The organism is Sporosarcina sp. FA15, assembly GCF_051550195.1.
GTDB lineage: Bacteria > Bacillota > Bacilli > Bacillales_A > Planococcaceae > Sporosarcina > Sporosarcina psychrophila.
In genome coordinates, this window is sequence record NZ_CP188818.1 from 184592 (window position 1) to 203415 (window position 18824).

The following is an 18824-nucleotide window of genomic DNA, read 5'->3' on the forward strand; positions in this document are numbered from 1 at the left end:
TTTCATATAAGCTATACTAATGAATGGATTTAATATGCGGGAGGTAAAACTTAAATGAAATTTTCAGTTGGTAAAAAATTATGGAGCGGGTTCTTATCTGTTCTTGTCTTTATGATAATAGTGGGGGCAATGGGTTTTTGGTCGCTAACTAAAGTGAATAGTGAGTACCGATCTATCCTAGACGAACAGGTAACAAAAGTGGTGTTGTTTGAAAAACTATTATCTGCACAGTATGCAACTTCGACCGATTTTCGGGGCTACTTATTGTTTGGAAATGAATTGTTTTTAAAGAATAAAGAAAAGTCAATCGAAACATTTGATTTGTACTGGGGAATCCTAGACAAATTGCCACAGACAGACGCCGAACGTGTGTTATTTAACGAACTAAAAGACTCACGTGTAAATTATGTAGAAACTTTAGAGTCGGCCATTAGTGAACTTAATAATTCCAGTGAAGAAAAGGCGCTCAGTATTGCATCTGATGCATCTGTCTTCGAGGATATAATTGTAACGGAAATCAATGACCAAATTAATGATCAAAATGCAAAGACGGACGAAATAAATCTGGAAATTGAAAAACTTATTAAGCAAACACGTATTTTGACAGTTGGGCTAATTGCCCTAGCGATTCTGTTGAGTATTGCTATTGCTGTTGTGATCAGCCGTAGTATTGCACGTCCAGTCGGGAAAATGACAGCAGCGTTAACAGAAATTGCGGATGGTAACTTAGCAATAGAACCGGTTATAATTCGCAATAAAGATGAGATAGGTGAGATGGCGACGGCATTTAACAGTATGAGCAAAGATCTTCGCGCTATCATAACGAATGCAAATGAATCTGCAGTTCAGCTTGCCGTCCAGGCAGAAGAATTATCTGCGAGTTCGGAAGAGAGTTTAGCAGCATCTGAAATGGTTGCCGAAATTTCGGAGAAAAACTTATTCGGAAGCGAATCGCAAGTTGCGATTGTAAATGAGACGGTTTTAGCTATGGGAGAAGTGGTAACAAGCATCAACCGAATTACGGAAGATAATGAAGCAATGCTTCTGTCATCTGAAGACGTTGCCCAATTGGTCGAAGAGGGAGCATCCCTTATGGAAGATGTTAACGGCCAAATGACGGTCATTAGTTCAGCAATTGGACAGTCGGCTGAGATAATGAATGGCATGGCTAATTATTCGGAAGAAATCCGGAGAGTAACGTCACTCATTACTGATATTGCTGAGCAGACCAATTTGCTGGCGCTCAATGCGGCGATTGAAGCAGCCCGTGCTGGCGAGCATGGAAAAGGCTTCGCGGTTGTTGCAGAAGAAGTGCGAAAACTTGCTGAACAGTCGAAACGATCCGCTGGAGAAATCGGTAATATGATTGATAGAATGATTGGCAACGTCGCACAGGCTGTTTCCAGCACGGAAGATGGAAGTCGCCGCGTTGAAGAGGGGCTTGTTGTGACGGAACGTACACGCAGTGTATTTAACCGGATCGAACAGGCAGCTAGTGACGTCGGTGAAAAAGTGACAGCTGTTTCCGCCGCAATCGAACAGATTCGTACAATGACGGATGAAGTATCTAATGGTTCTTCAAAAGTGCAGGAATTAGCCATGGAATCGTCTGCGGCAGCTCAGTCGACAAGCGCAGCGACAGAACAACAGCTTGCTGCAAATGAAGAGATTTCTTCAAGTGCGCAAATGCTTGCGGAGCTTTCGGAAAAACTGCAAAATGATATGGGACAATTTAAAGTCTAATAGGTAGGAAAAAACAAGCTGATTGCCACGTGCAATTAGCTTGTTTTTCGCCACACTTCTTAGCTGGAGACAAGAAGCCTGTTCATTTTATTAGTTACACTGGATTCGATTTTCCCTAATTGTTGTGACTCAATTTTGTTTAGTGGGTGTGGATTGAACCAGTTAATTACGCCCTCGTGATAAATGCCTTGAAAATCATTACCTTGGTAGTTTAATGAAAATGAAAACCGTTCATTAATATGGTTCTGGAATAACGCTTTTTTAATTTGAAATTGATTGACCATACTTGTAGCCTCCATTTTTTTTAGATTGATATTTTAAAAGTCATAATAAAAAATTGCTGAGAAAGTATAATTCTAGTACTAGTACATGAAGTTATGCATGTTAGCATTTGCTTTGATTTTAGCTTGTTGTAATTGCTGAATTTCATGTTTACTTAATGGATTAGGGCTAAACCAGTTTGTGACTGCATTCTGGGAGAGCCATGAATATTCATTCCCTTGGTAGTTTACTGCTATCCATTCATGAATTCGATTTTGAAGTTTAGTCAACATAGTTGGGGCCTCCATTTTTTATGTTTGATAGAATAATTTTTAAGAATTGATTAATGTACATGAAATACGCTAGCCAATTTTGTGGACATGCTTTCAACCTGTCCTACTTATCTAGAGTAACGCACCTAAATTAGAGAGACATGAGACGCAGATGAGAGTTTGATGAGAAAGCGCTATTTACTTTTACGAATATCTAAACCAGTGGAAGTGAATTTTACTTATCTGTATCTATCCGCGCTGAATCACTTCTTTAATCAGAATATTTTTTCCATTGTACTAAATGGTGTTGATTCCGCCTTTAGCAAGTGGTAAACTTCAATTCTGTTTAATAATCCCCAACATCTCCCATACAACCGCACGTGACGCAAAATACAACAAATGGAGGGTCTGTATGTCTCAGAAACATCCTGACTTAGAGTTTGAATTACAGCGCCTTGACTACACCAAACAGTACATGCAGCAATTGTTGGAGGAATCGCGACGTGATGTAAAATCCTCCCAAGAACAGATCCGCCAGTCGATGGCTGATCTGGATTATTTGGATTCAAGTTTAAGCTATATCAACATTTTGACAAACGCTCGATTTTTTGAAATGGCCCGTTCGCAAAAAGAGGGGCTGGAGGCAATTCAGCAGAAGCCCTATTTTGCCCGCATTCATTTTCGAAAAGAGAATGAGGCTGATGAGTTACTCTATATTGGCAAGACTTCTTTATTCCACCGGGAAACGCAGGAACCGATTATCGTCGACTGGCGCTCACCGGTTGCAAATGTCTATTACGACGGGAGACTAGGGGCTCTATCCTATAAAGTGCGAGATGAAGAGTTCGAGGGACATCTCTATTCCAAACGGCAGTATCGAATTGAAGAAGGTGAACTTCTTGATATCCGTGATGTCGATCTTACAACGAATGATGAACTACTTCAGGAAGCCCTTGCTGGCAAGGCGGATACACGGCTGACTGAAATTGTGTCGACGATTCAAGCTGAACAAAATGCAATTATCCGTGCGAATTTGAAACAACCAATTATTGTACAGGGAGCCGCAGGAAGCGGGAAAACAACGATTGCCCTTCACCGTATTTCTTATTTCCTCTATACAATGGGTGAAAACTTTCCTGCTGATAAATTGATGATTTTGGCACCAAGTAAATTATTTATGGATTATATTGCGGATGTGCTTCCCGAACTCGGTGTAGGGCGCATCTGTCAGACGACATATAGCGAATATGTTTTAAGTGCTACAGGATTGAAACTGAAGTTGATGGATCCAGACACTAAGTTGGAACAGCTTACTGAATCTGACACGCTAGATACAAGTTTGCTTTTTGTAACACGTGTGAAGGGAAGTCTACAATACCGAGAAATCATGCAACGCTATGTGCATAAGTTGGAACTGGATATGGCTGAGTTATTTGAAGATGTCTTTATTGAAAAATATCGGATTATGAAAGCTTCTCGGTTGAAACAGCTATTTCTAAAAGAGTTTTCGTATATGCCAGTTGAGAAAAGACTGGATAGAATTAAAATTATCGTTCAAAGTGACGTTAAGCGAAAACGAAAACAACTTATGGATATGCTAACGACAAAGTACGACGCGGCACTTGATAAGGCGTTATACGGAATAAGGGATGATGAAAGAAGGAAACTGAAGTTAACAAGAATATTGGAAGAAAGAGATGAAAGACTTCCTGTTATTGAAAAGGAAGGCAAAACGGTTGCGTCAGCCTATATGCGCAGATTCAAAAAGTTCAATATCAAGAAATTATATCGGGACTGGCTAACAAGTAGCGAACTACAAAAAGAATTTGCAGACGAGTGGTCCGAGCGCGACAGATATGCTTTTTGGGAGGCACATAAAAAAGAGTTTTGGGAAGTCGAGGATTTAGCAGCTCTTTATTATTTGCACGCAAAGCTTAGAGGCATTGCAGATGAATGGAAAATGAGGGTTGTTTTCATCGATGAAGTACAGGATTACAGCGAATTCCAGCTTGCTTCAATGCAAGACGGTCTAGAGACGGATATGTTTACAATGGTTGGGGATCTGGCCCAGGGAATTCATAGTTACAGATCATTAACATCATGGGAACCGATAAAGGCACTGTTTCCAAGAGCAACGTATACGACACTTCAAAAAAGCTACCGAACGACGATTGAAATAATGAATCTGGCGAATCAAGTTCTTGCACAGATGGATGAAGATCTACCACTTGTAGAACCGGTCGTTCGTCATGGAAGAGAACCGAAGTATTATGAGATGCATGAGTTAGAGGGGGGCGGCATTCAACGTATTTATGAAGGAATTATCGAACGCGGTCATCAATCTGTCGCACTTATTTGTAAAACGCGTAAAGAGGCTAGGGAGATTTTCACCTCTCTGCAGGAGTTTGGAATGTCAGTCCATCTAGTGGGAGATCAATCTGGCATCAATGACAATTGTCTGCTCATTGTTCCAAGCCACTTAGCAAAAGGATTGGAATTTGATGCGGTCATTATCGCCGCTTTCGACGAGCCATTCCGAAATCACCCAATCGACCGAAAGTTACTATACGTAGCAATGACAAGGCCAATGCATGAACTGCATATTATTGGTGAGGAGGGTTCGTTATGCTGAACTTTAAACAGTTTTTTGAGATTCCTGAACATGAAATAATTGATGGGATTTTGGAATTACATGAAAGTATTTTCAAAGATTCCAAAACGTTAGTGGAGAAAATAAAATTAAAGCAGAAAATCTTAATAAATGTAGCTTTTGATCAATCAACGGTGGTCGGTTATAAAATTGGTTACGAGCTTGACCCGCATAAGTATTATAGTTGGTACGGGGCAGTTCATGAGGACTACAGAGGAAAAGGAATCGCAACAAGGCTACTGGAACAGCAACATCGCTTTTTAGTTGAGTCGGGTTATAAAATTGTTCAAACAAAGACGAGAAATAGCTGGCGGAATATGCTTATCCTTAATATTAAAAATGGATTTGATGTTGTGGAAACATTCGCGGATGACGAGGGAATTCATAGAATCATATTGGAGAAAAAACTGTCCGCAAACTAAATGACTGTCGCCGAAATTTTAAACGACCGAAAGCCAATAAAAAGTACCAGGCGCCGATTATCGGTACCTGGTACTTTTTTGCTGCTTAGGAAACTATAAAATCTCGTACTATGGATAACCTGCGAAATAGGCTATTTCACGTCTAGGCCTCCAGCGCCTAAAGGCTCGGAGGCCCACAGGATGTGGGTCACGCAGACATTGCCGCAGGACGCGGCGTACTTTGGCTGTGTTCCTTAATTTGTCGGTCCGGCTGTGCGGCAAAGAACGCCGCTTCGCCAGCCCGTCTTATGCCTGTCGCCCCTGACCAGGCGCTTGCGCTTTTGTTATTGCCCATTCAGTATGGAAATGGCCTTCTTTATCCAGGCGTTCATAGGTATGTGCGCCAAAATAATCGCGTTGAGCTTGGATAAGATTGGCCGGTAATGTCTCCGTACGGTAACTATCATAGTAAGCCAATGCACTTGAGAGAGCAGGAATTGGAATCCCATGTTGAATGGCTACGGCTACTACTTCGCGAAGCGAATTCTGATAGTCTCCTACTATTTCTTGGAAATAGGGATCAACTAATAGGTTTGGCAAGTCACTGTTAGTATCAAATGCCTCTTTGATATTCTGTAAGAACTGGGCACGAATGATACATCCTCCACGGAAAATCATGGCTACTTCTCCGTAAGGGATTTTCCAATCATACTCCTCAGATGCTGCACGCATTTGCGCAAAACCTTGGGCATATGAACAAATTTTACTCATATATAAAGCTTTACGAATCGCTTCAATCAACTCTTTTGGATCACCTACATACTTTTTCAGTTCAGGGCCTTTTAGTAGTTTACTTGCTGCAACGCGCTCTCCCTTAATAGAAGAAATAAATCGTGCAAATACGGACTCTGTGACGATTGGAAGGGACACGCCTAAGTCTAACGCATTTTGGCTTGTCCATTTGCCTGTGCCTTTTTGTCCGGCTACATCTAGAATTTGATCAATGAGCGGTTTCCCAGTTTCTTCATCCATCTTTGTGAAAATATCTGCTGTGATTTCAATGAGATAGCTGTCGAGTTCTCCCTTGTTCCATTCTGAAAATATTTCATGCAGCTCCTGCGCTTCAAGACCAAGTGCATGTTTCATGATGAAATAGGCTTCGGAAATCAGTTGCATATCGCCATATTCAATGCCATTATGAACCATTTTCACATAATGTCCTGCTCCATCAAGACCCATATATGCACTGCAGGGAATGCCGTCAACTTTTGCCGAAATAGCATCAAGAATGGGCTTCACTTGTTCGTAAGCTTCTTTTGAGCCTCCAGGCATAATCGATGGGCCGTTACGAGCTCCTTCTTCTCCACCAGAAACACCTGCACCAATGAAATGTATGCCTGATTCTTTTAAGGTTGCTGTACGTCTATTCGTATCTTTAAAGAATGTATTTCCTCCATCGATAAGAATATCCCCTTGTTGAAGATGAGGGACAAGGGACTGGATCACTGTATCTGTCGTTTCCCCGGCTTTAACCATTAATAAGATCTTACGTGGGACTTCTAGCGAAGCGACTAGATCTTCAATGCTGTAGCTACCATGAATAGCTTTATCTTTCGCTTCTTTGTTGGAAAATTCATCTGTTCGATCTGTCCAATAATCATAGACAGCTACCGAATAGCCTTTACTTTCGATGTTTAGCGCAAGGTTCATCCCCATTACGCCCAAACCAATAACGCCCATTTGTTTCTTAGTCATAATCCTACCCCATTCTTTTTATGTAATTTATCACGTTTTGCTTCGGAAATAATAAAACTTCGTACTGTAGGTAATCTGCAATATGAAGATTTCACGTCTAGACTCCATCACCTAGAGACTTGGAGGCCTCCAGGATATGGGTCACGCAGCGGGGAGGGATTGAACTTCATCCCTCCTAATTGTCGCAGGACGCGGCGTACTTTGGCTGTGCTCCTGAACAGGCGGCTCTTTACCACCAATTAAATTGATCGGCCTGCAATAGTTGATTAGCTGCTTCTGGCCCATTTGAACCGGCAGGGTATGAATGTAAAGGTAGTGTATTCTCTTGAAACGCTTCTAGGAGTGGTTGAATCCACTGCCATGATAATTCAACTTCTTTCCAATTAGCGAAGAATGTTGCATTACCGCGTATCGCATCAAATAGAAGTAGTTCATATGCTTCTGGCTGAACCTCTGAATTGGTGGAGAAATTAATGGAAGCTGGCTCAAATTGGTTACTTGAAGGGTTTTTCATATTTATCACTAAAGAAATACCTTCATTCGGACTAATTTCGAATATCAATAAGTTTGGAGTGATCCCATCGGCTGGAAGGGCATCTATTTGTTTTACATTGTTCGTAAACTCAATGACAATCTTGGTGGATTTTGTACCTATCCGTTTCCCTGTTCGTATATAAAAGGGGATTCCGCTCCAAGATGGATTGTCAATATAGAGGCGAGCTGCGAAATAAGTATCATTCATTGAAGAAGCATTAACCCCAGGCTCTTCTTTATAACCAACAACCGGGGTGTCAAAAATCTCACCGGCTTCGTACTGACCACGAACAACATCTTGTTCCATCTTATCTTTATTGATAGGTCGAAGGGATTCCATGATCGTTACTTTTTGCTTTCGAATTTCTTCAGCAGTCATTTTTTCGGGTAGGTGAAGGGCCGTCATCATTACTAACTGAAGAAGATGATTCTGAACCATATCCCGAATTGCACCTGCTTGATCGTAATAATCGGCTCGTGTTTCTACCCCGACCGTTTCACATGCTGTGATTTGTATATTAGCAATTCGTTTATGATCTAATAATGAACCAAATATCGGATTGGCGAATTCAAAGGATTCGAGATTTTGGACCATAGGTTTTCCAAGATAGTGGTCGATTCTGTAAATTTCTTCATCATTAAAAGCGTTGTTCAAACTCTCGTTTAATTGTCGTGCCGTCTTTAAATCGCTTCCGAAGGGTTTCTCAACTATGAGCCGCTTCCAGCCTGATGTTTGACTGATACCGCTTTGATTAAGACCAGATGTAATGATATCAACCAGTTGAGGAGCAACCGACAAATAGAAAAGTCGATTTCCGGGAATGTTTAATTCTATTTCTCTGTCGTGAATAAGTTCATGTAGGTTTTGATACGAATCATTGTCTGTTGCATCAAATTTACAGTATCGAAATTTGGCTAAAAATTCATTCAATCCGGTAGTTTGGACAGCTCTTCTAGAATATTCACGAAGTGCACTTTCGACTTTTGATTGGAAAATGTCATCGGAAAAATAGTTTCTGCCTAAACCAATTATGGAAATTGAATCTGGCAATTTGCCGTCGAGAAACAAATTATATAAAGCAGGAAATAATTTACGTTTTGCTAAGTCTCCCGTTGCTCCAAATAAAACAAAGGTCATGTCTTGGGTTGTCCATTCTTCTTGGAAATCAATTAATTGATTTTTTTCATCAGGTCCAACTGAGGCTGTTACGTTATCCATTTTCGCTTTCCTCCAATTGTAGTGTAGACACGAATTATACTTGAAACTGCTTCAAGTATATCATTAAACGATGTGTGGTTCTAAGACTATAAATAAAATCATATATAGAGGACATGCATGAACTTAGTGTCAATTTTGGTATACTGATGAGGTAACGAAAGTAGTTTTGCTAGACGGCATGCTAAATTTCATGCGAGGATAGCTATATAGTCAGACACTAAAAAAAAGGAAGTGTTGCTAAAATGAAAATGCATGATGTAACAGGCACTATTTATGAAGGTATGACTGTTTACAAAGATAAACCTGAAAAACAACCAAAACTTAATCGGGTAACAAATGGCTATGTAACCGAAACTCGGTTGGAGATTGATGTGCATACAGGAACACACATCGATGCGCCGCTACACATGGTTGTAGATGGAGATACATTCGAATCAATTCCAATGGAAAGTCTTGTGGGACAGTGTAAAGTACTCGATCTAACAAATGTAGAAGATGGGATTTCTAAAGCGGATTTAGAAAAATTTGAGATCCAAAAGAGTGATTTCGTTCTATTTAAAACGAAGAATTCTTTTGAGGATACATTTAATTTTGATTTTATTTATCTTGCACAAGATGGAGCAGAATATCTTTCCGAGATTGGTATTCGAGGAGTGGGAATAGATACGCTTGGAATTGAAAGAAGCCAAGAAGGACATCCAACTCATAAAACATTATTTGCAAACGAAATTATTATTATTGAAGGACTTCGTTTAAAAGAAGTTGAACAAGGGGACTATTTCATGGTTGCTGCACCTTTAAAATTGACGGGTACAGATGCATCACCTGCAAGAGTGTTATTATTTGAGGGACTACAATAATTTTATTAATTGAGAATCAAATCCCACCGGGTAACTATTACCGGTGGGATTTTGTTGTTCCTATAGGAAACTATAAAATTATTGGTCTGTGGATTATACCCTAGTCGGTTGTGCTTAGGTAACGTCTATTTTTCTATTGTATAGGACTGATGACTCGTATATAATAAAGTAACTATCCAGAACTTTCGGATAACTATAGTGATACATGTTGCAGGAACTCAAAAACATAAGGGGGAATGACGATGAAAAAAGGATTGCGCTTTATATCATTGGGGTTACTGTTAGCGAGTGTAAGCATTCTATTGTTTGCTTGTGGAACAGGCACGAAGGATTCTGGTTCATCGAAAGATGGAGACAGTGGAAAAAGAGTATTAAAAGTTGGGACGGATGCAACGTATGCACCAATGGAGTTAATGGATGAGAAAGGCAATATTGTTGGGATAGATATTGATATTGTGAAAGCGATTGCAGAAGCTGCAGGATTTGAAGTTGAATTCAAAAACTACGGTTGGGAGCCTTTATTCCCGGCAGTAGATGGTGGAGAAGTGGATTTTGCTGTGTCATCGATTACGATCACAGATGAACGCAAAGAATCATTCGATTTTTCAGATCCATATTTTGCTGCAAACCAATTGATTCTTGTACCGGAAGATTCAACTGTTGCCAAGTTTGAAGATTTGAAAGATAAAAGGGTTTCTGTTCAAATCAATACAACGGGTCATATCGTAACTAGGGAACTTCTAGGGAATACAAGTTCCAAAATTGTAGCAACAGAATCTATGCCACTAGCAATTAGTGAAATGATTAATGGTAATGCAGATGCAGCTGTAGGGGATAATGCAGTTATCATTGATTACAAAGCGAACAACCCGAAGGTGAAACTTAAAACAGTAGAAGATGATAGTTTTGAAAAAGAGTTTTATGGATTAATGGTCAAAAAAGGCAATACAGAAATTATTGACATGCTGAATGAAGGGATTAAAATTATCAAGGACAACGGGAAATTGAAGGAAATCACAGGGTTTGATGTTGACTAATCGTTTGTAGTTTAAAGACGATATGCATACACCAAGTCATTTAATGGGAGTGATTGAATTGGTTTTCCTAGATTTTCTGGATTTAATGGATATTAGATGGGAAATGATATGGAATTATCGCGAATTATTCATTCGTGGAATTGGAATTACTTTAGCACTCACCGTAGTTGGCTATTTGGGAGGCTTTGTATTAGGCTTATTCGTGGGTATGGGGAAATTATCCAAGAAAAAGTGGATCTATTATCCATCCAAATACTATGTCGACTTTTTCCGTGGGACGCCATTATTAGTACAAATTTTATTAATACATCTAGCACTTATTCCAGGGATTTTCGGTCACTCATTGGGTTATTTTGTATCAGGTGCACTTGCGCTTGTTTTAAATAGCGCTGCATACAATGCGGAAATTATACGTGCGGGTATTCAGTCGATTGAAAAAGGGCAAATGGAAGCGGCAAGGTCTCTTGGAATGACGCAAAATGTAGCGATGAAAAATATTATTCTACCGCAGGCTTTTAGACGGATGGTTCCACCACTTGGGAATGAATTGATTGCCCTTCTAAAAGATTCATCATTAGTTACGATTATCGCAGCTAATGATTTATTGTACGCGGGGAAAGTAGTTGCCGGAGCTTATTCAAGGTTTTGGGAGCCCTATCTTACGGTTGCAATACTTTATTTGTGTCTAACTTTCGTTTTCGGTAAAATTATTTCGTATGTAGAAAAACGCTTCAGTAATAGCTATGTTCCAATGCAAAGAAAGAAAATGTTCTCAACTCGGCGTTAAGGTAGGAAGGTGATCAAATGATTAAAGTGGAAGGCCTCTATAAGTCTTTTGGGAAATTGGAAGTGTTAAAAGGAATCGATTATGAAGTGAAAGAAAAAGAAGTCATTTGTGTTATAGGTCCAAGTGGTTCTGGGAAAAGTACATTTTTACGCTGTATAAATTTGTTGGAAGATATTACGGCCGGCAACATTTTTATAGACGGAGTTAAAGTAAATGACCCGAAAACGGATATCAATGGAATCCGGAAAGATGTGGGTATGGTGTTTCAACAGTTTAACCTGTTCCCGCATATGCGTGTAATCGATAATATCACTATTTCTCCGCGGAAAATCCGGAAAATGAATTCTGCGGAAGCGGAAAAACTAGCTCATGAATTGTTGAAGAAGGTCGGACTAGCTGATAAAGCGAATTCTTATCCCGAACAGTTATCGGGTGGTCAAATGCAACGTGTTGCAATTGCAAGGGCATTAGCGATGCAACCTAAAATCATGCTATTCGATGAACCGACTTCTGCACTCGACCCAGAAATGGTGAAAGAAGTGCTGGATGTTATGAAACAGCTTGCAATTGAAGGGATGACAATGGTCGTCGTCACGCATGAAATGGGCTTCGCGAGAGAGATGGGCGATCGCGTGATGTTTATGGATCAAGGAATAATCGTAGAAGAAGGTATACCTGATCAAGTATTTAATAAACCCAAAAACGAACGAACAAAAGCATTTTTAAGTAAAGTGCTCTAGTTTGGACCAATCTTGCAAGCTGGAATCAAGGAAAGCAGATAGGCGATGTATGTTCGCTTATACTGTTTTCCTTTTTTATGAAGGAATTAGTGAATCTTCTTGTGTGGTAAAGTGAAATTTATAATACATGTAAGCAAATTTTTGTGAGGTGATTTTTATTATGAAACAGTGGACGAAGGAAATAGAGATTGATGCGCCAATTGAGCAAGTATGGAATTTTTTTAATGGTTCTTTAGAAAATATGCAAAAAATTATGCCACAAGTAGTTGAAAATAAACCTATTACAATAACAGATGGAATGGTCGGAAGTGTGTATTTACAAAAATATAAAGAAGGAAAGCGTGTTATGGAGTACCAAATAGAAACGTTAGAGTATGACGATTCCCCGAATGCGAAAAAGTTAAAGGTTGGTTTTACACTTGCTAATATGTTTGATATAACGGCGCGCTACGAGCTGGTCAAGCTCAGTGATCACAGAACTTCTTTAACCTATACTGCGACGAATCGTCCGTTAAAATGGTTCATGAAATTATTTTTACTGTTTTCCACAGACAAGATTGTAGTGGAATTTTTACAACGGGTAAAAGAGGTAGCTGAATCGGAAAACTAAACTATCGTTCCTCTCACAGAAACTAACTGGATGATGGAGTCTATACAATAGAAAAGGCCATCCCACGGGGAATGGCCTTTTTATCATGATGAGTACCAATATGATTTGAGGACAACACAACATACACCGAATTCCTATATAAACTAAGCAAAGGCGCCTTAAAGGGGGAGCCGAAGCCCAAAGACTGGCAGCATTCCCTAGCGAATTCAATGGGATTCTTTATCTCAACAAATAGAGTAAATTACTTAGGGGATATTTGGTAGGGCAAATTACAAAATATAGTTCAAGTAAACCAACATGATTCCAAGATCAGCTAGGATATGACTAATAATTGATGCGCTGATTGAATTCAATTTGTATCTAAAGTAGCCCCACATAAGACCAGCTATAAATACTGGAATAACAGCAATGAAATTAAAAGGAAATGCGAAAATTGAAAAGAGGGGAACTAGATGATATAGACTATAAAAAAATGATGTAATCATAATCGTTTGAGCCGCACCTACTCTATCTATAAGGCGCTTATACATAACATCTCTCCAATAGAGCTCCTCCAAAACAGGATTGATGAAGATGAGGAAAATAATTAACCAGAAAAGGATACTTCCTGTGAAATTCCACTCCACCAAAATTTGTTTTAGTTCGCCAAGATCGAAAACTAAATTATGTAGTAGTGCAACTGCCCCGTAAATAGCTACCAAAGAAATAACACCACTAATCAGACCAACTGTGAAAGATTTGAGATTGAGGTGTTTTTTACGATTCCATCGAATACTTTTATTTCTAAAGTATAGTAGAATCGGAACAAATAAAAGCCAACCATAGAATAGGATGAAGGTAATAGGGACACTTTTGAATATGATTAAACCTAAAAAGATCATAATCGTAGGGCCAATTAATAAAACTGAGAGTTTCATCATAAATCCTCCATCTGTTTTAAGTCGTAATAAAGATCCCTATCTTTCGGGTAGCAATGACTATCATTTTAAACCGTATCATTATATCGTATCATTTACCGATTAATTAATCAGTATAATCTACTAATTGGATTTTGAAGGATATATCGATTACACTAAACAATTTCAAGTTAGATTTTCATGGTTAACGCATAAAATATGTTCCAATAAAAAAGAAGTAACCACCAGTAATGGTGATTACTCCATATAGGAATCTTGATGTATAGAGCCAGACATTATCTCTACACGCAGCTCTTTTATCTACTTGTATTCAATGGTTTGATATTCGCTTCAATTGCCGCACGTTTACCTTCCAAAAATGGTGGTAGCGCAAGTGACTCACCCAATGTTTCAAGCGGCTCATCTGTTGCGAATCCAGGTCCATCTGTTGCAAGTTCGAATAGGATACCATTTGGCTCGCGGAAGTATAGTGAACGGAAATAGAATCGCTCTACAAATCCGGAGTTCGGCAATCGTGTACTGTTAATTTTATCAATCCATGCATGTAGTTCTTCTTCGTCCTTAACACGGAAAGCTACGTGGTGAACGCCGCCTATCCCTTGCACCTCTGCAGGTAAGTCATTGCGTGGCTCAACGAACACTTCAGCGCCTGAACCACCATCTCCGACTTCCATAACAATGATGTCGTCTTGTCCTTCAACAAGAGCTGGAACACGGTTCTTCTCTGTAAACCCGAGTATTTGAAGAGCTGCGATAGTCGGTTCAGGAGTGCGGACAGTTAGCCTAACTGGACCAAGCCCGGTTATCCCATACTCAACCGGAACAGGGCTCTTATCCCATGGAGTTCCAGTCGCAGCGACTGAGTTTGTCTCATCGGAAACGAGCGTCAATTGTTGACCTTCCGCATCTTCGAAGAAAATAACATTGCGACCAGCAAATTCTGAAATGGGTGCATGTTTTACGTTAAATTCAGTAAAGCGTTCAATCCAATAATTTAGTGCAGCGTCACTTGCTACACGAAGTGATGAGTTGGAAATACTACTGACACCTGCTCGTTTTGGTCCAGCATTTGGGAAATCAAAAAATGTCAGTTCAGTTCCTGGATTCCCTTGCTCATCTCCGTAAAATAAATGATAAGCAGTTGTGTCGTCCTGATTTACTGTTTTTTTCACTAGTCGCATACCAAGTACCTCAGTGTAAAACTTAAAGTTATGCGCCGCGCTACCAGTCATTGCTGTTAGATGGTGAATGCCTTTTACGTTCATCTTTATCAATCCTCTCTTGGATAATATCTTTGTAAAGTTATCTTGAATTCAAGCTAATATTACAGCGAGAGGACGAAATTGTCAAGAGATGTGTCCCTTCGAGGGTTCAATATCCATACATATCATCTGTTTTTATCTTCATAGGTATTCAGAACGATTATTCTTTATTCTGGAAAGGGACTATAAAAAATGTGATATATTTTTATGATTAGATAGCTTATTTACGAAGAAGTTGATATAATCTATATTATTAGAAAGTTATTTACGTACATGGATAAATGAAGGAATATCGTTTAAGCGTGAGGTAACGCTTATCTTGGTATTCCTTTTTAATCACATAATATACGGAAATAGCCAAATCAGCTGGCCTGAAAATTAGACATAGGGAGATGCACACATCATGACGAACCATGTAATCACTGTCACATTGAGTGAATCAAAAAAACAAAAACCACAATCAGATCAGTTGGAATTCGGAAGAGTATTTACAGACCATATGTTTGTGGCTGACTATTGTGAAGGCCAAGGCTGGACGGATCATACAATCATTCCATATGCACCACTTGAAATGGATCCGGCGGCAACCGTTTTTCACTATGGTCAAACAATTTTTGAAGGATTAAAAGCCTATGTAGGCAAAGAGGGGCAAGTATTGTTATTCCGCCCAGAAGAAAACATGCGTCGCATGAACAAATCGAGTGAACGCTTATGCATGCCAGCTTTCAATGAAGAAATTGCAATCGAAGCTTTAGAAAAATTAATTTCTATCGATAAAGACTGGATTCCAGTAACAGAAGGAACTTCCCTGTACATAAGACCATTCATGGTTGCGACTGAACCCTATCTTGGCGTTTCACCATCGAAGAAATATAAATTCATCATTATTCTTTCTCCTGTTGGATCGTATTATAAAGAAGGAATTCATCCCGTTAAAATTCTCGTTGAAAATGAGTATGTGCGTGCAGTAGCAGGCGGAACTGGAACGGCAAAAACGGCGGGTAACTACGCGTCCGGGTTAAGAGCACAAGAAATAGCAAGCAAAAAAGGTTATTCACAAGTTCTTTGGCTTGATGGTGTAGAAAGAAAGTATATAGAAGAAGTGGGAAGTATGAACGTCTTCTTCAAAATTAACGGTGAAGTTATTACACCAATATTAAATGGCAGTATTTTAGAAGGAATTACGAGGAAGTCAATCCTTCAATTACTGAGGCATTGGGATATTCCGGTTGTTGAACGTAAAATATCCATGGAAGAACTTCGTTCAGCACACCAAGCAGGTACCTTAGAGGAAGCATTCGGAACGGGAACGGCGGCAGTTGTTTCACCAATTGGAGAACTCAATTGGGGCGATGACATAATGGTCGTTAATAATAATGAAACCGGTGAATTATCTAAAAAACTGTATGAGACACTAACGGGTATTCAAACCGGTAAAGTGGAAGATTCATTCGGGTGGGTAGTTGAAGTCACTGACACGGTAAAAGTATAATTGTTTCTTCTATATAAAGGTGAAGAAAAGGGTAGCCCTTCCAAGGTGCTATCCTTTTCTTTGTATCCAGTTGGGGAAGTCCTGCATATAGTAGGGAAGCGCCTAGAATTACTAAATGGATAGCGGAAGGGGATTGTGTGGATAAATTATCACCAAACCACAAACAAGTCATAGATGAAAACAGTAAAGATAAACAGTTGGAACAATTCCGTGTGAATAATGAAGGAACCAAAATGACAACAAATCAAGCACTGAAAGTTTCGAATGACGAGGAATCATTGAAAGCGGGTATCCGTGGACCAACATTAATGGAGGACTTTCATTTTCGTGAAAAATTAACTCACTTTGACAATGAAAGGATTCCAGAGCGGGTTGTACACGCCAGAGGATATGCAGCGCACGGTTTTTTCGAATTGTATGAATCAATGAAGGGATTTACAAAAGCAGGATTTCTGCAGGAACCCGGAACGAAAACCCCAGTTTTTACGAGATTCTCGAATGTTGTAGGGAGCAAAGGTTCTGCGGATACAGTAAGGGATGTACGAGGATTTGCTGTTAAGTTTTATACGGAGGAAGGGAACTATGATCTTGTGGGTAACAATATTCCCATCTTTTTCATCCAAGATGGCATTAAGTTCCCGGATCTTGTCCATGCGATACAGCCTGAACCACATAATGAGATGCCGCAAGCTGCCTCTGCACATGATACGTTTTGGGACTTTGTTGCTAACAACCAAGAATCGGCTCATATGGTCATGTGGCTAATGTCAGATCGGGCGATTCCGAGGAGTTGGCGAATGATGGAGGGATTCGGTGTTCATACATTCCGATTCGTCAATGAACAAGGCAAAGGCCGGTTTGTAAAGTTCCACTGGAAACCAGCACTTGGGGTACATTCGCTTGTATGGGATGAGGCACAGAAGATTTCAGGAAAAGATCCAGACTTTCAACGGCGGGATTTATGGGAGTCAATTGAACATGGTAATTTTGCGGAGTATGAACTCGGTGTACAAATGATTGATGAAAAAGATGAATTCATGTTCGATTTCGATGTACTAGATGCTACGAAACTTTGGCCGGAAGAAATCGTACCTGTTAAAATATTTGGCAAGATGACACTTAATCGAAATGTTGATAACGTCTTCGCGGAAACAGAGCAAGTTGCGTTCCATCCGGGTAATGTCGTACCTGGAATTGATTTCACAAATGACCCACTTCTACAAGGTAGATTATTTTCCTATTTAGATACACAACTCATTCGCCTCGGGGGACCGAATTTCACTGAGATTCCTATCAATCGTGCCGTCTGTCCATTCCATAATAATCAGCGAAATGGCTATAGCCGTCAGAGGATTGATGTTGGGCAGGTCAGTTACCATAAAAACTCGCTTGCGGATAATACACCGTCCACTTCTACTGCGAAAGAAGGTGGATTCGTCCATTATGCAGAAAAAGTGGAAGGGCGTATCATTCAAGCAAGAAGCGATTCATTCAAAGATTTCTTTTCTCAGGCAAGGCTATTTTGGAACAGTATGTCGCCACCAGAGAAGCAACATATCACTGATGCATTCATCTTTGAAGTTGGGAAAGTGGCTAGTAAAAGTGTGAGACAGCAAGTCGTTGATATGTTTGCCAATGTGGATAAAGAATTGGCAATCCATATCGCAGATGGTGTCGGGGTAAACCCTCCTACTAGCAAGCAAGTGAACGTCAAGGCCTCATCACCGGCACTCAGTCAGCAAAATACGACGAGAGTCCCTTACACGTTGAAAGTCGGCGTGCTGATTGGCAATGATTTTAATGGTGCAGAAGTGAAAAGAGCTGTCAAAACGTTAAGGAAATATGGCGTCACTGTGGATATTGTTGGTGAAAAACTTGGCACAGTGAGGGGTGCGGATGGCCTTAATGTAATCGTTAATGAAACATTCCTTACAATGGATCCGGTTTTATTTGATAGCTTATATGTTGTTGGTGGTTCGGCTGAAAATCAAGCAAAATTCAATTCCAATATCCAATACTTTATTAACGAATCGTTCAAGCATTATAAACCGATTGGATTTGCATCGACAGGTCTTCCTTTCTTTGAATTATCAAATGCGAAGGCGGGGCCAGGAATTGTCTTCGCGACGGATAATCCCGATTTTGATGATGATTTTGTAAAAGCAATCGCACAGCAACGCTTCTGGGACAGAGAAATTTATTGAAGAATGGCCGCTCCGATTAGAAATAGGGAGCGGTTTTTTCTTTGACTAGGAAATTATAAAATCTCGTACTGTGGATAAAC

Annotated in this window: 16 protein-coding genes; 10 read left to right on the forward strand and 6 right to left on the reverse strand. The window is 39.8% G+C overall.

Features of this window, described 5'->3' with window-relative positions; translation table 11 throughout:
- Positions 1-54 precede the first annotated feature (54 nt).
- Positions 55-1743, forward strand: coding sequence for a methyl-accepting chemotaxis protein (locus ACP8HG_RS00965; protein WP_438298051.1), 1689 nt, complete (start codon positions 55-57; stop codon positions 1741-1743).
- Positions 1744-1802: 59 nt separating this feature from the next.
- Here ACP8HG_RS00965 and ACP8HG_RS00970 read toward each other — a convergent pair whose 3' ends face one another.
- Entirely contained in the window at positions 1803-2027 is a 225-nt protein-coding gene (locus ACP8HG_RS00970; RefSeq protein WP_067206887.1) for a DUF5342 family protein, read from the reverse strand.
- A 78-nt stretch (positions 2028-2105) separates the two neighbouring features.
- A complete protein-coding gene (locus ACP8HG_RS00975; RefSeq protein WP_067206889.1) occupies positions 2106-2297 on the reverse strand; it encodes a hypothetical protein in 192 nt (63 codons plus the stop codon).
- Between the two features lie 391 nt (positions 2298-2688).
- On the opposite strand from ACP8HG_RS00975, the gene helD reads away from it, so the two are divergent.
- Entirely contained in the window at positions 2689-4908 is a 2220-nt protein-coding gene (helD, locus tag ACP8HG_RS00980; protein WP_438298053.1) for an RNA polymerase recycling motor HelD, read from the forward strand.
- The gene (locus ACP8HG_RS00985) at positions 4902-5348 is read left to right on the forward strand and encodes a GNAT family N-acetyltransferase (protein WP_438298054.1); all 447 of its coding nucleotides are present in this window, start codon (positions 4902-4904) and stop codon (positions 5346-5348) included. The genes helD and ACP8HG_RS00985 overlap by 7 nt, the downstream gene beginning before the upstream one ends.
- A gap of 285 nt (positions 5349-5633) precedes the next feature.
- On the opposite strand, the gene gndA is transcribed toward ACP8HG_RS00985, so the two are convergent.
- Together gndA and zwf are read right to left on the reverse strand one after the other, a co-directional pair.
- Positions 5634-7082 (reverse strand): NADP-dependent phosphogluconate dehydrogenase, encoded by a 1449-nt coding sequence (gene gndA / locus ACP8HG_RS00990; RefSeq protein WP_340741678.1) that lies wholly within the window; start codon positions 7080-7082, stop codon positions 5634-5636.
- Positions 7083-7311: 229 nt separating this feature from the next.
- Positions 7312-8754, reverse strand: coding sequence for a glucose-6-phosphate dehydrogenase (gene zwf / locus ACP8HG_RS00995; RefSeq protein WP_438298617.1), 1443 nt, complete (start codon positions 8752-8754; stop codon positions 7312-7314).
- A 323-nt stretch (positions 8755-9077) separates the two neighbouring features.
- On the opposite strand from zwf, the gene ACP8HG_RS01000 reads away from it, so the two are divergent.
- The 5 genes from ACP8HG_RS01000 to ACP8HG_RS01020 all read left to right on the forward strand — a co-directional run bounded on the left by ACP8HG_RS01000 (position 9078) and on the right by ACP8HG_RS01020 (position 12869).
- Complete coding sequence (locus ACP8HG_RS01000; RefSeq protein ID WP_067206899.1) at positions 9078-9695, forward strand: cyclase family protein; 618 nt, start codon at positions 9078-9080, stop codon at positions 9693-9695.
- Positions 9696-9937: 242 nt separating this feature from the next.
- Positions 9938-10732, forward strand: a complete 795-nt coding sequence (locus ACP8HG_RS01005; protein ID WP_067206901.1) for a basic amino acid ABC transporter substrate-binding protein — start codon at positions 9938-9940, stop codon at positions 10730-10732.
- Positions 10733-10775: 43 nt separating this feature from the next.
- Entirely contained in the window at positions 10776-11519 is a 744-nt protein-coding gene (locus ACP8HG_RS01010; RefSeq protein WP_067206904.1) for an amino acid ABC transporter permease, read from the forward strand.
- Between the two features lie 17 nt (positions 11520-11536).
- A complete protein-coding gene (locus ACP8HG_RS01015) occupies positions 11537-12259 on the forward strand; it encodes an amino acid ABC transporter ATP-binding protein (RefSeq protein ID WP_067206907.1) in 723 nt (240 codons plus the stop codon).
- 160 nt (positions 12260-12419) lie between these two features.
- Positions 12420-12869: an SRPBCC family protein gene (locus ACP8HG_RS01020; protein ID WP_067206910.1), complete on the forward strand. Its 450-nt coding sequence runs from the start codon at positions 12420-12422 to the stop codon at positions 12867-12869.
- A 269-nt stretch (positions 12870-13138) separates the two neighbouring features.
- Here the strand turns inward: ACP8HG_RS01020 and ACP8HG_RS01025 are convergent, their stop codons facing one another.
- Together ACP8HG_RS01025 and ACP8HG_RS01030 are read right to left on the reverse strand one after the other, a co-directional pair.
- On the reverse strand, positions 13139-13786 hold the full coding sequence (locus tag ACP8HG_RS01025; RefSeq protein ID WP_187047813.1) for a CPBP family intramembrane glutamic endopeptidase: 648 nt from the start codon (positions 13784-13786) through the stop codon (positions 13139-13141).
- Between the two features lie 296 nt (positions 13787-14082).
- A complete protein-coding gene (locus ACP8HG_RS01030; RefSeq protein WP_067206916.1) occupies positions 14083-15051 on the reverse strand; it encodes a ring-cleaving dioxygenase in 969 nt (322 codons plus the stop codon).
- 400 nt (positions 15052-15451) lie between these two features.
- Here ACP8HG_RS01030 and ACP8HG_RS01035 point away from each other — a divergent pair, with 400 nt between their 5' ends.
- Together ACP8HG_RS01035 and ACP8HG_RS01040 are read left to right on the forward strand one after the other, a co-directional pair.
- Positions 15452-16540 carry a branched-chain amino acid aminotransferase gene (locus ACP8HG_RS01035; RefSeq protein ID WP_438298055.1) on the forward strand — a complete coding sequence of 363 codons (1089 nt, stop codon included), beginning with the start codon at positions 15452-15454 and terminating at the stop codon, positions 16538-16540.
- 137 nt (positions 16541-16677) lie between these two features.
- Entirely contained in the window at positions 16678-18744 is a 2067-nt protein-coding gene (locus ACP8HG_RS01040; protein ID WP_438298056.1) for a catalase, read from the forward strand.
- Positions 18745-18824 lie beyond the last annotated feature (80 nt).